Annotated in this window: 9 protein-coding genes and 1 pseudogene; 9 read left to right on the top strand and 1 reads right to left on the bottom strand. The window is 43.0% G+C overall.

Annotated elements, in window-relative coordinates:
- Positions 1 to 185 precede the first annotated feature (185 nt).
- The gene (gene hpxO / locus F893_RS09865) at positions 186 to 1,343 is read left to right on the top strand and encodes an FAD-dependent urate hydroxylase HpxO (RefSeq protein WP_005106985.1); all 1,158 of its coding nucleotides are present in this window, start codon (positions 186 to 188) and stop codon (positions 1,341 to 1,343) included.
- Positions 1,344 to 1,419: 76 nt separating this feature from the next.
- On the opposite strand, the gene F893_RS09860 is transcribed toward hpxO, so the two are convergent.
- A complete protein-coding gene (locus tag F893_RS09860) occupies positions 1,420 to 2,343 on the bottom strand; it encodes a LysR family transcriptional regulator (protein ID WP_005251739.1) in 924 nt (307 codons plus the stop codon).
- 280 nt (positions 2,344 to 2,623) lie between these two features.
- On the opposite strand from F893_RS09860, the gene F893_RS09855 reads away from it, so the two are divergent.
- The 8 genes and pseudogenes from F893_RS09855 (at position 2,624) to F893_RS09820 (ending at position 13,787) form a co-directional block, all read left to right on the top strand.
- Positions 2,624 to 3,679: an aromatic ring-hydroxylating oxygenase subunit alpha gene (locus F893_RS09855; protein WP_005251737.1), complete on the top strand. Its 1,056-nt coding sequence runs from the start codon at positions 2,624 to 2,626 to the stop codon at positions 3,677 to 3,679.
- Positions 3,680 to 4,401: 722 nt separating this feature from the next.
- Positions 4,402 to 5,502 (top strand): BMP family ABC transporter substrate-binding protein, encoded by a 1,101-nt coding sequence (locus F893_RS09850; RefSeq protein WP_005251735.1) that lies wholly within the window; start codon positions 4,402 to 4,404, stop codon positions 5,500 to 5,502.
- 120 nt (positions 5,503 to 5,622) lie between these two features.
- On the top strand, positions 5,623 to 7,224 hold the full coding sequence (locus F893_RS09845; RefSeq protein WP_005251732.1) for an ABC transporter ATP-binding protein: 1,602 nt from the start codon (positions 5,623 to 5,625) through the stop codon (positions 7,222 to 7,224).
- A gap of 40 nt (positions 7,225 to 7,264) precedes the next feature.
- Entirely contained in the window at positions 7,265 to 8,362 is a 1,098-nt protein-coding gene (locus F893_RS09840; protein ID WP_005106992.1) for an ABC transporter permease, read from the top strand.
- Between the two features lie 33 nt (positions 8,363 to 8,395).
- The gene (locus tag F893_RS09835) at positions 8,396 to 9,316 is read left to right on the top strand and encodes an ABC transporter permease (RefSeq protein ID WP_005251731.1); all 921 of its coding nucleotides are present in this window, start codon (positions 8,396 to 8,398) and stop codon (positions 9,314 to 9,316) included.
- A gap of 43 nt (positions 9,317 to 9,359) precedes the next feature.
- A complete protein-coding gene (locus F893_RS09830) occupies positions 9,360 to 10,733 on the top strand; it encodes an amidohydrolase family protein (RefSeq protein WP_005251729.1) in 1,374 nt (457 codons plus the stop codon).
- A 186-nt stretch (positions 10,734 to 10,919) separates the two neighbouring features.
- Positions 10,920 to 11,996, top strand: a pseudogene (locus F893_RS09825) (DUF4010 domain-containing protein); the annotation flags it as partial.
- A gap of 105 nt (positions 11,997 to 12,101) precedes the next feature.
- Positions 12,102 to 13,787, top strand: coding sequence for a phosphoethanolamine transferase (locus F893_RS09820; RefSeq protein WP_005251725.1), 1,686 nt, complete (start codon positions 12,102 to 12,104; stop codon positions 13,785 to 13,787).
- Position 13,788: the final 1 nt, after the last annotated feature.

Raw genomic sequence — 13,788 nt, 5'->3', positions numbered from 1 at the left:
TCACATGAATATGCACTTTTATAAATACAAATTTAGGTCTTCTGCCTTTATAAAAACAGGACATTGAAGGAATTTAAAAGCACAGCGTGTGCCAACTCTTGCTATTTTTTTAGTGCATTTTTTTCAGGATGGCACGTTTTTAGCATTTTAGCTGGCAATGAAGATGAAATAGCCAGGAGGAATAGATGGAGATTGCAATTATTGGGGCAGGCATGGGCGGATTAACCACAGGAATTGCACTAAAAAAGTTCGGACATCGGGTCACCATCTATGAGCAGGCAGAACAGATTTTACCTGTCGGTGCTGCAATTTCCTTGTGGTCAAACGGGGTGAAGTGTTTGAACTATCTGGGCTTAACTGAACAGGTAGCAAAGTTAGGTGGCCAGATGAATGACTTAGCCTATATCGATGGTTTGAATGGCGAGGTCATGACGCAGTTTAGTTTGGCGCCGTTAATTGAAGAAGTCGGTCAACGTCCATATCCGGTATCGCGTGCTGAATTACAAAATATGTTAATGGATGCGTTTGGCCGGCAGGATATTCAGCTCGGTAAAAGAATGGTGTCTATTGAGGATAAGGGGCAACACGTTGAAATCGGTTTTCAGGATGGCAGCACTGTTTCTGCCGCATTATTGATTGGCGCAGATGGTACCCATTCCATGACGCGTCAGTATGTATTGGGCAAACAGGTTGAACGCCGTTATGCTGGCTATGTGAACTGGAACGGACTGGTTGAGATCTCTGAAGATTTAGCGCCCGCACAGCAGTGGACCACTTTTGTCGGTGAAGGCAAACGCGCTTCACTGATGCCTGTGGCAGAGCATCGCTTTTATTTCTTCTTTGATGTGCCATTGCCCGCAGGTCTGGAGAATCAACGTTCGGAATATAAGATCTTATTAAAGCAATATTTCTCTGGCTGGTGCTCCCAGGTTCAATGCCTGATTGACAGTATTGATGAGCAGAAAACCAATCGTGTCGAAATCCATGATATTGAGCCTTTTACCCAGTTTTATAAGGGCCGTGTGGTAATTTTAGGGGATGCAGCACATAGCACTACACCCGATATCGGACAGGGAGGTTGCCAGGCAATGGAAGATGCGGTCTATCTGGCACGTGCCTTACAAATTAATACGCTAGGTCTGGAAGATGCCCTGAAACGCTATCAGAATAAACGCAATGAACGCGCCAATGAATTGCTGCTACGTGCACGTAAGCGTTGTGATGTCACGCATATGAAAGATGAGCAAATTACCAAAGACTGGTATGCAGACCTACGGAAAGAGCAAGGCCCACATATTATGAAAGGCATTATTAGCAATATTGTGGGTAATCCATTGGATTAAGTCTAATTAATAGCATCACATATCGAGAAACCGCGATTTTAGCCATCGCGGTTTTTGTTATTTAGGTATGAAAATACTACAGTTGCTGCACCTTGCTTTTTAAGGCTTCCATTTGTTCAATAATATGTTTGATCATCAACTGGGAAACGCGTGAAATCTGGCGTTTAGGCGCCACACAGAGGGCAATGGTCAGCGGATGCAGCCCTTTTTCAGAGATAGGTTTAAAGACCACTTCATCTCGCTCGACATACGGTAAAACATCGAGATAACTAAAAATTCCAATCCCGGAATTCGCCTTAATGAGAGTATTCATCAGGCGTATATCATTCGATTCCGTTTTACGTGCAGGTATAAATTGATGATGTTTATACAATGCCTTTACATAATCATGAATAATCAGGGGTTCGGCCGGAATAAAATGGTTGTCATTCAAGGTATCTGAAAAATAAATCTTTTCTGCTTGAGCAAGAGGGTGTGATTTACCCATCACAAAACCTAAAGGTAGTTCCAGAAAATGGAGGACTTCAATATGTTGATGGGATTTCGGATTCAGGATCAGGCCAAAATCCAGATCTGCCTCAATCACTTTTTTGGCTACGATTTCACTGTCTGCGACCCGGATATTAAAATTAATCCAGGGATAATGTTCATACATATATTGCACGGACTGCATGACAAAACCATCATTTAAGGCAGAAATTAAACCAAATTCGATGGTCCCACGCGTAAGCCCCTGAATTTCATCAAAGCGAATCCGGGTTTGCTGGAATTCTTTTTGCCATTTTATAACATCGGCATAGAGTAATTCGCCCGCCAGTGTCAGTTTTAAACCATTGGGCAAGCGCTCAAATAACATAATTCCCAGTTCTTCTTCAGCCAGAGCAATTTGCCGATGTACTGCAGACACGGAAATGAATAATTGATCTGCGGCCTTGCGTAAACTTCCCGTTTTCGCCACCGCGATAAAATATTCTGAAAATCGGGAAAAAGGCGTATTCATTAATTTACTCAAGCGAAGAACCACCGTTTATTTATATCAATATTTGAGATAACCGTAATTTATGCGAGTTTTATGCCAAAGAAGGCAGCTTTAATCGGCGAGTATATTTGTACATGGTTGACGTGTTCTAATTTTAAGAATGAATAGTACGAATCATTCTAATAGACAGAATGACAATAAATTAAGTAATTTCAATGATAAGCAAAGCCAAAATTGCACAGTTCTGCAATGTTCAAGGCCTTTAAAAAGAGACTACCCACGGTAAGAATATAGGTTTGATATGAACGCCATTCCAGTCATTAATTTATTCAACAAACCCTGCTATAGCCAGTTTGATGATCAGGACTGGGACATTCTGGCTCGTCACTGGTATCCGGTGGCACGGATTCAGGACGTTTCTACCCAACCGCAACAAGTGACCCTGCTTGATGTCAAACTGGCATTGTACAAAACAGAAAGTGGAGATATTCATCTGGTCCGTGATCTCTGTCCACACCGGGGTGTACCCTTAACCAAAGGCTGGGTTTCGGGTGAAAATCTGGTCTGTCCTTATCATGGTCTACACTACAATGGCCAAGGTAAATGTATCAAAATTCCTGCACAACCCGAGCTGACCAACATTTCTGAGCGTTTTTCTCTGACTAAATTTCCTGTAGTGCAAAAATATGGCTTGATCTGGACCAGTATTTTTGGCCGTGACGAAGCAAAAGCCAATTTCCCTGTTTTAGATACCTGGGAGATGCCAGATCACCAGGCAATTTTGCCGCCGTTTGTGGATATTGCCGGCTCAAGTGGCCGTCAACTGGAAGGCTTTATTGATGTTGCACATTTTGCCTGGGTTCATCAGGGTTCTTTCGCAGATCCTGGAAATCAGGTTGTACCCAAATACACGACAGAACGTACAGATTACGGCCTGCATACCGAATATGTCAGCAGTGTCAGCAACTATCCACATGGTATGCAAGATCTGGCACCGGAAGGCTTTTTGTGGAAACGTGTATTTGATGTCTATCCACCGTTTTCTGCGGTGCTAACCGTACATTTCCCAGAACAGGGACAATTAAAAATTCTCAATGCCTGTTGTCCGGTCTCACACAATAAAACCCGTTTATTTGTACCACTGACACGCAACTTCGATACCACAGGAGATTTACAGGCGGTATATGACTTCAATGCACAAATTTTTGCCGAAGATCAGGACATGGTAGAAAGCCAAAAACCTGAAGAATTACCGCTCGATATTTCTATGGAAGCGCATTTTGAAGCAGATCGCTCTTCAACGACCTATCGTCGAATCTTAGCCGAGTGGGGATTAAGTAAACGTTATATTGTCTAATATATTTTAAAATTTAAAAATATGGATTAAATTTTAAATAGAAACCCTATATTTCAATATAGTGGTTTTTATTTATATTATTTTTGAATGATCAAAATATTATTTATATGTCCTTATTTCTTAATTAAAATTGATTAATATTTTCAAAATTTGGAAATTAAATAAATCAATCCAGGCAAGCTCCGATTAGAGATTTCCAACCTCCTTCAATGAGGAGAGAAAATAAAAATATCTACAGAACATCATCCTTTCGGCGCATTACAAGCTAAACTCAACTATCAAAAAAACTATTAATCTATTTAAATATTAATAATTTATATCAAAAACAATTCCACTCCCTCAATGAGTCTCAATACATGATTCTATCATCTACATCTATCTTTGCTCATGAAAAATATGAAGCTTGGATTAAAAAAAGGAATGCGCAAATTTAAGGCATTTTATTTTATCGCACCACTAATAAGCAAAAATAAAAAATAAATCCATTTGATAAATTAAATTCCCTATCAATCATAAAATAAGCTTTTATAAATTTAATATCATTACGCCTTAATTAAATTATAAAAACAAAAAACATTTTATTTTAAAACCCTATTTTTATTATTTTTAATAAAAACTGGAATGCTTATTGCTAATTATATATTGAACAGACTGAGCACATTTGAGTGAAGTCATTTTAAAGCATGTGTTGTATGACACAGAACAACCAAGAGCAGAATAAAATGAAAGAAAAAAATAGCTTCAAAACCGGATTGAAAAAATTGGTAGGGGTGTTAATGGCAAGCGGTATGATGAGCATGGCCGCTGTCGCCAATGTTCAGGCCCAAGATAAAGCCGCATTTGTTTATATTGGCCCAACCAGTGACCATGGCTGGACCTATTCTCATGATCAAGGCAGGATTAAGGCTGAAAAAACCCTCGCAGGAAAATATAAAACCTCTTATATTGAAAATGTCCCTGAAACAGCAGATGCCGAACGTGTGATCCGCAACCTGGCACAACAAGGCAATAAAGTCATTTTTGCGACTTCGTTTGGTTATATGAATGCAATGGAGAAAGTATCCAAGCAATTTCCCAATACAGTATTTATGCATGCAACCGGTTATAAGCAGGGGAAAAATTTAGGAGTGTATGATGTCCGTACCTATGAAGGCGCTTATATGCTGGGTGTGGTCGCAGGGCAAAAAACCAAAAATAATGTTTTGGGTGTAGTTGCGTCTTTTCCGATTCCTGAAGTCATCCGTAATATCAATGCCTATACCCTCGGTGCACAAAGTGTAAATCCAAAAATTAAAACCAAAGTCATTTGGGTGAATTCATGGTTTAACCCGGGCAAAGAACGTGATGCAGCCTTGGCATTGATTGCTCAAGGTGCAGATGTGCTGATGCAAAATACCGATTCTCCGGCAGTGGTACAGGCGGCTGAACAAAAAGGTGTCTTTGCTTTTGGCTGGGACTCTGACATGAGCAAATTTGGCCCTAAAGCGCATCTTGCCGCATCGGTTTTACATTGGGAAAAAATTTACACCCCGGTAATGATGCAAGTCAGCAATAAAACCTGGAAACCAAGTGCAATGTGGTACGGCGTGAAACAAAAAGCAGTCGATATTGAAAGCTTTGGTCCTTCCGTGTCGGCAGCCTCTAAAGCAAAAGCACTCAGCGTACGTGACGGTATTTTAAAAGGCACATTGCATCCATTTACCGGCCCGATTCATAAACAGGATGGCACATTGGTCTTGGCAAAGGGCAAGCGCCTAGATGATGCGGCACTAAGCAAAATGAATTACTACGTGAAGGGCGTAGAGGGTTCATTACCGAAATAAAGCTTTGTCATTTTGCAATTCAAAAAACTTTAAATACTTTGATGTACTTTCCCGCATCCATCTGAATGCCTGCACGCTTCAGATGGATGCCGCACTGTCACAGCATTGAATAGGGCACTGATGATGACCTCTCAACACGATAGATCTGCTCATGCGCAAGAGTTGAACGCACGTTCTTCTTCAGGTGTACCGCGTTTACAGCTCATCAATATCTGTAAAAGTTACAATTCATTGAAAGCGAATGACCAGATACATTTAACCGTTCAACCTGGGCAAATTCATGCCATTTTGGGTGAAAATGGTGCTGGCAAAAGTACCCTGATGAAAATCATTTATGGGGCAACCAAGGCCAATCAAGGACAAATCCTCTGGAACGGTAAAGAAGTTCATATTGATAACCCGTCGATGGCAAGAAAACTCGGGATTGGCATGGTCTATCAGCATTTCTCTTTATTTGAAACCTTGACCGTGGTGGAAAATATTTTGCTGGGACTGGATGAAAAGATTCATTTAAAAGTCCTCAGCCAAAAAATTATTAAAGTTTCAGAACAATATGGTTTACCCATTGATCCACGCCGCGAAGTACATTCTTTATCGGTAGGTGAGCGGCAACGTGTCGAAATTATTCGCTGCCTTTTGCAAAATCCCGCTTTAATCATTTTAGATGAACCGACTTCAGTATTGACACCACAAGCGGTACGGCAACTGTTTAAAACTTTACGGTTATTGGCCTCCCAAGGCGTTTCAATTTTATATATCAGTCATAAATTACACGAGATCAAAGAACTCTGTGATGAAGCGACCATCTTACGCAATGGCCGTGTCACCGGAAATGTTAATCCCAAAGACAACAGTACCAGTGATTTAGCACGCTTAATGATTGGCCGTGATTTACCGACCTATGTACGCCCTGAATATACAGGTGAAAAACAGATATTATTCCAGGTTGAGAATCTCAATTACCAGTCCGACGACCCATTTGGTGTGTCGCTGAAAAATATCAATTTAAATATTTTTGCCGGTGAAATTGTAGGAATTGCCGGGATTTCTGGCAATGGGCAAGCAGAATTACTGTCTTTATTGTCGGGTGAAAATAGCCTGAAACATGGCCGGATGGTTCTGGATCAAATCGATATTTCCCGATTCAGTTCTGGACAACGGCGTGATTTGGGCCTGGGCTTTGTCCCTGAAGAACGTCTGGGCCGAGGAGCAGTCCCGAACATGACACTGTCCCAGAATGCCTTGCTGACTGCATTTCGGCAGAACCTGACGCAATGGGGATTAATCAAGTTTGCACAATGTAAGCTTTTTGCCGAGCACTGTATTGAAAAATTCGGGGTGAAAGCCAGTGGCCCAGAGGCAGAAGCACGTTCCTTGTCCGGTGGAAATCTACAAAAATTTATTGTCGGCCGGGAAATTTTGCAAAACCCGAAATTCCTGATTGTGGCTCAACCGACCTGGGGCGTTGATGTGGGCGCGTCCATGTTTATCCGGCAAACCCTGATTGATCTCTCTCGACAAGGTGTTGCCATTTTGGTGATTTCAGAAGAATTAGAAGAGCTGTTTGAAATCAGTGATCGTCTCTGTGTCTTGGCCAATGGTGAACTATCTCCAGCGATACCTACTCATGAAACCAATACTGAAAATGTTGGGGTCTTGATGTCAGGTATTTCAAGTCATGACACTGCGATCATAGTAGAGGAGCAGCAAGCTCATGCTTAATATAGCCAAAAATAAATATACGGGTTGAGAGGAGAGCAACATGCATTTACTGGAACCGCGTGAACATCCATCTCAAATCATGAAGTGGCTTTCACCGCTCATTGCGCTGCTGGCCATGCTGATTGTCGGTAGTATTCTGTTTTTAATGTTGGGCATTAATCCCGCGCAAGCCATGTACATCTTCTTTATTGAACCGCTGACATCATCTTATGGTTGGAGTGAACTGGCAGTGAAAGCCGGGCCTCTGATTCTGATTGCCTTGGGGCTGGCGGTTGGATTTCGAGCCAAATTATTCAATATTGGTGCTGAAGGACAGCTTACCATCGGGGCAATTTTTGGCGGTGGTATTGCGATTTTATTTCATGATCAAATCGGTTGGTGGGTTCTCTCGTTAATGATCGTCATGGGCGCACTTGGTGGGGCACTCTGGGGTGCAATTCCTGCCTTACTGAAAACCCATTTTAATGCTGAAGAAACCCTGACCACCCTGATGATGAATTATGTCGCAGTATGTGTGTTGCTATACCTGGTCAATGGTCCTTGGCGTGATCCGGAAGGGATGAACTTCCCACAATCGGTGGTTTTTAGTGAGAGTGCGACGCTGCCATTCATTGTAGAAGGCACACGCATTAATGCCTCTATTTTTATCACTTTTTTTGCAGTCCTTCTGTTTTGGGTTTTTATGCGTAAAAGTCTGACGGCCTATAAACTGGAAGTCAGCGGTCAGGCACCTTTAGCTGCCAAATACGCAGGTTTTTCTTCCTCCAAAGCGATCTGGATGAGTCTGGTGATTTCCGGAATGATGGCAGGTATTGCCGGAATCTGTGAAGTGGCTGGACCTATTGGTCAGCTGAATCCGAACCTGTCCCCAGGTTATGGCTATGCAGCGATTATCGTGGCCTATCTAGGGCGTTTAAACCCAATCGGTATTGTGCTGTCAGGCTGTTTTATGGCGCTGATTTATCTGGGCGGCGAAATGGCACAAATGCAGTTGCAGCTTCCGGTCGCGATTACCGGTATTTTCCAGGGCCTGCTGTTATTTTTCCTGTTGGCTTCCGATGCATTAATTGAAAACCGTTACCGGTTTAGCAAAAAAATGGTGCCACCGGTCCCTCAGTCCACAGCAACCACCCTCTAACCCAATGTTGTCTACAGCAAAAGGAAGCATGATATGGCTTTAGAAATAACTGCAATTCTTGCAGGTACTGTTGCAGCAGCAACACCACTGATTTTCACAGGTCTGGGGGAATTGGTCACACAGCGGACAGGTGTGATTAATCTTGGAGTAGAAGGGATGATGCTGGTCGGTGCAATTGCAGGTTTTGCTTTTGCTGCGCAATATGATGCCAGTGTATTAAGTGCCTTATTGATGGGTGGTCTGGCAGGCATGCTGATGGCCCTGATTTTTGCCTTTTTTACCTTGTCTTTAAGTACCAATCAATCCGCGTGCGGTTTGGCTTTAACCATTTTTGGACTCGGTATCTCTGCATTTTTGGGACAGAACTACGTCAGTATGGCTTTACCGGGTCTGGCTAATTTTAATATTCCACTATTAGCGGATATTCCAGTATTGGGTCCGATTTTGTTCCAGCAAAACTATGTGGTTTATCTGTCAATCTTGGTCTTCTTTCTGGTGTGGTTTGTCTTGGCCAAAACCCGTTTGGGCTTATTGCTTAAAGCAGTCGGAGAATCACCGGAAAGTGCGCATGCCATGGGTTATCACGTGTTGGCGATTCGTTATGGCGCAGTGCTATTTGGCGGTTTGATGGCAGGGGTTGGCGGAGCATTTTTATCGACCATATATACCCCGATGTGGATTGAAAATATGGTGGCAGGCCGCGGCTGGATTGCCATTGCACTGGTAGTATTTGCGGTGTGGAAACCAACACGTTTAATGCTCGGCGCTTACCTGTTTGGGGGCGTAACCATTTTGCAATTTCACGCCCAGGCGCTTGGAATCAAGGTGCCGAACGAGCTGCTTGCCGCATTGCCCTATATAGCCACCATTGTGGTACTGGTCATGATTTCACGGAATAAAAAAGTACTCAAAATGAATTTGCCATCTTCTTTAGGCAAAACCTTCGTGCCATAACCGCAGCCATTCATCATAAATAGAATAGATTTGAGTATAAATCATGAAAATTTTAACAGCTTCCTATGTCCTTACCATGAACACGCAGAATGAATGTATTAAAAATGGCGCGATACTGATTGATGGTGACAAAATAAAAGCAGTGGGTACATTGGCACAGTTAACCCAATGCTATCCAGAGGTGCTCATTGAGGATTACCCACAAACGATCCTGATGCCGGGCTTGATCAATAGCCATTGTCATTCCGGTTTATTGCGTGGCACGGCAGAAGGGTTACCGGTTTGGGATTGGTTACAGCAGTATATTGATCCGATGCACCGGGTGTTGACACCCAATGATGCGAAGATTGCTTCTTATTTGTGTTATGCCGAAGCACTTTTGTCGGGAACCACCACTATTGTCGATATGTGGCGCTATATGGACGGAAGTGCTGAAGCTGCGCAAGTGTTGGGAATTCGTGCTGTTCTTGTGCCTTATGTCGCGGAGCATCCGGATCACAATTATTTTGAAACCTTAAAAAGTAATGAGGCTTTAATCAACCGTTGGCATCAGCAGGCGAATGGACGTATTCAGGTTTGGGTAGGTTTAGAGCACCTGTTTTATGCTGAAGCTTCAGCATTAAGCCGTATTGAGAAACTTTGTCAGGATTATCAAACCGGTTTTCATACTCATAGCAATGAAAGCCAATTTGATGTACAGGAAAACCTGCGCCGTTCAGGCATTCGCCCGATTGAAAGTCTGCAAAAGCTAGGCTTGCTAGATCTGCCTAAAACCCTGTTGGCACATTGCGTCTGGGCAGATGCAAATGAAATTCAGATTTTAAGGCAACATGCGGTCGGTGTCGCCCATAACCCGATTTCCAATATGAAATTGGCCTCCGGTGCAGCCCCTGTGGTTGAAATGCTACGCCAAGGCATTGCGGTGGGTCTGGGTACTGATGGAGAAAAAGAAAACAATAACCTGGATCTATTTGAAGAAATGAAAACGGCATCATTATTGGCCAAGTTTTCGAATTTAGATGCGGCTGCCCTGGATGCCTGGTCGGTCTGTCAAATGGCTACGATTACAGGAGCTAAAGCCTTGGGTATGCAAGATGAAATTGGTTCATTGGAAGTCGGCAAACAGGCCGACCTGATTGCGGTGAAACTGGATACACCGCGGATGACGCCGTTGATTGATCATAGAAAATTATTTAATTTGCATACCAATTTAGTCCATGCAGTTCAAGGCCAAGATGTCGTGATGACGATGGTGGCGGGACAGACTGTGGTTAAAAATGGCCGTTTGATCAATGCCGATTTACAGGCTCTAATTGATCAAGTGAATCAGGCGGCGCCACGCTTGTTTGAACGTCGTGATCAGTGGTTTGCAAAGCAGGGGCAAACGGTGAATGAATTACAGCGGGAAGAATTTTAAGATTTACGTGGGGGTTGCGGTTATTCATTGATAGTGGGGTGACCTCAGACGCCTTTCTAACGAATGATTTAAATGAAATTAAACAGAGTGAATAGACTGATATTTTCTAATCTTTAGATGAGTTTCATTCATTCACTTCTAAATTGCATCTAATAAGCTATAAAACCATTCTTTGAATTTACCCCTTTGCATCTCTATATTGGGGTGATAGGAGCTGTAGCGGTCAGCCTGTTCTGTGTGTATAGCCTGTTCCAACAAAAACAAGATATTGGATCTACCACTGAACTGGCTTTTTTGATGACCTATATCATTGGCGCTATTTGTGTGTGGAATATCCCACTGGCTGCATGGATGGCGGTTCTACTTACGATCATCCTGATGGGCAAACAGACACTGCATCAATTTGCCGGAAAAACGATCCAAAGCTATGAGTTAAGAGACGGGCTACTTTTATTGGCTTTGATATTGATTGCGTTGCCGGTCATGCCCAATAAGCCCTTGTGGGGCGCCGTACTGAACCCCTATATCATCCTTAAACTACTCATTTTAATCTTGATTGTGCAGTCCATGGCACATGTGGCAAAACGAATCCTGTCCAATGATAAGGCTCTCATTTTATCTGCCTTAGCCTCGGGATTTGTCTCCAGTACGGCCACAATTGCCAGTTTGGGCATGCAAGTCCGATCCGGGCAGGCCAGTGCAAAATTAAATGCAGGTGCTGGATTGATCTCCTGCATTGCCACCTTATTACAGCTCTTGCTGATTGTTCTGGGAGTGAGCGTAGAATGGTTCAAGTTCTTGCTGATTCCGAGTTTGGTGGGGATCGGAATTTTATGTATTGCTGCCGGATTCTTGATTTATCGAACTCCCCAAGCGGATGACAGTACGACCATCAATGAAATACAAGAAATTGATAGCCGGATGTTCAGTATAAAAGAAGCGGTAATTATTGCGGTCAGTTTGACCTTAATCCAGGCTGGGATTTACGGCGCGAATCTTTTACTGGGAGATAGCGGCTTAATCTTAGGTACTTTTTTAGCCTCTTTATTTGAAGTGCATGCTGCTGTAGCAGGTGTAGTGATACAAGGAAATCCTCACAACCTGACTTTAATTTATGCTGTCATGATTGGACTTGCGGCACATGCGGTGTCTAAAAGTATCAATTCTTTTGTGACCGGGGGATGGAAGTTTTTTCTGTATTTTGCGCCTAGCCAGATTCTACATATGTTAGGACTTATCTTTATTCTTCTGAGTTTGAAATAAAGAAGAGCGGGTTTGCATATATTATGAAATGATCCAATCATTTTAAGTCATTTTTAAGATTCAGATTCTAGGCTAAAGCATCTTAAAGTCTTTGAGCCACGGATCATGCTGAAGCTGTTTTCCCATTCGTCCTTTTTTAGTCAGCGACCTAAAAAGTCGATTAGTCTTTCAGGCTTCAACATGTTGCTGGCTATGTGGCTGGGATTGATCCTAAACTTTGCTTTCTATCAAAAAATTCATGAATTTACGCCTTATGCCAATCTAAAAGCAGGTCTGTTACTGGTCGCTACGGCGCTGATCATTATTGCGTTTTACAATCTGGTATTACAGTGGCTGAACTGGAAATGGAACGCCAAAATACTGGCCAGTGTCTTGATCATTCTGGGTGGTTTCAGTGCTTACTTTGTCAATAGTCTGGGGGTCGTTATTACGCCAGACCAGATCCAGAATATGCTGCAAACCGATGCCCGCGAAGTTCGAGATCTCTGGTCAATGCGACTGGTCATCTGGACACTAGTATTTGTAGTTTTTCCACTTTTTATCATCTGGATGCTTAAAATTCAGCCTGCATCGCTTGGGCATCAGCTGGTGCATAAAAGCCTGAGCAGTGTAGTCTCACTCGGACTGATTCTAGGTTTATTGTTCTGCTTCTATGTCGACTATGCAGCCATCTTCAGAGAGCACCGTGATCTGAAGGGAATGCTTTCTCCACAAAATAGCATCGCGTCCACCTTATCCTATTATAAAAAGAAAGCACCTAAAGCGAATTTACCTTTGGTGGCTTTTGGCGAAGATGCTCATCTGTTACAGCAGGCCCAAATGCAGGAGCATCCTAAATTAATGGTGCTAGTTGTTGGAGAAACTGCACGTGCCGAGAGTTTTGCTTTAAATGGCTATGCGCGCAATACCAATCCTGAACTGAGCAAGTTAGCGGTGATTAATTTTAGTCAAGTCAGTTCCTGTGGCACAGCAACTGCCGTTTCAGTCCCGTGTATGTTTTCGGGCATGTCACGTGAAACCTATGATGAACAGCTCGCCAGACACCGAGAAGGTTTGCTGGATATTGCCCAGCGCGCCGGATATCAGGTGACCTGGATTGATAATAACTCAGGCTGTAAAGGTGCCTGTGACCGGGTACAAAAGTATCAGATTCCGGCACAACTGAAACAGAAGTGGTGTGATGCTGGTGGTGAATGTTTTGATGAAATTCTGGTAGATAGCCTGAAAGATTATCTGGCGCATCTGGATAAAAATAACCCGAAACCGCAGTTAATTGTACTGCATCAGATGGGCAGTCATGGGCCGGCATATTTCAAGCGTTCCAAAGCGCCGTATCAGCCATTTCAGCCGACCTGTAATAGCAATGCCATTCAGGGCTGTAGTACAGAAGAATTAAAAAATAGCTATGATAATTCGATTGTATATACAGACCATGTTCTTGCCCAAATCATTGAAACTTTAAAGCAGCAGACTCAATATCAGACCGGTTTCTGGTACCTGTCTGATCATGGAGAATCCACCGGAGAGCATGGCCTATACCTGCATGGTGCTCCTTATAGCATGGCGCCCACTCAGCAAACCCATGTCCCGATGCTGATGTGGTTCTCCGATGCCTGGAAGCAGCAGAATATCCAGCAGATCAGCTGTCTCAAAGGACAGACCAACCAAGCCCGTAGTCAGGATCATCTTTTCCCCAGCTTATTAAGCTTGCTGGATATAAAAACGCAAGTGATTGAAGCTAAAAATGATATGCTTGCACAATGCTCACCATCATTAAAGAACAGAGCTTGAA

It is taken from the genome of Acinetobacter sp. CIP 102136 (assembly GCF_000369685.1).
Taxonomy (GTDB): Bacteria; Pseudomonadota; Gammaproteobacteria; order Pseudomonadales; family Moraxellaceae; genus Acinetobacter; species Acinetobacter fasciculus.
This window is presented reverse-complemented; position numbering and strand designations above follow the sequence as displayed.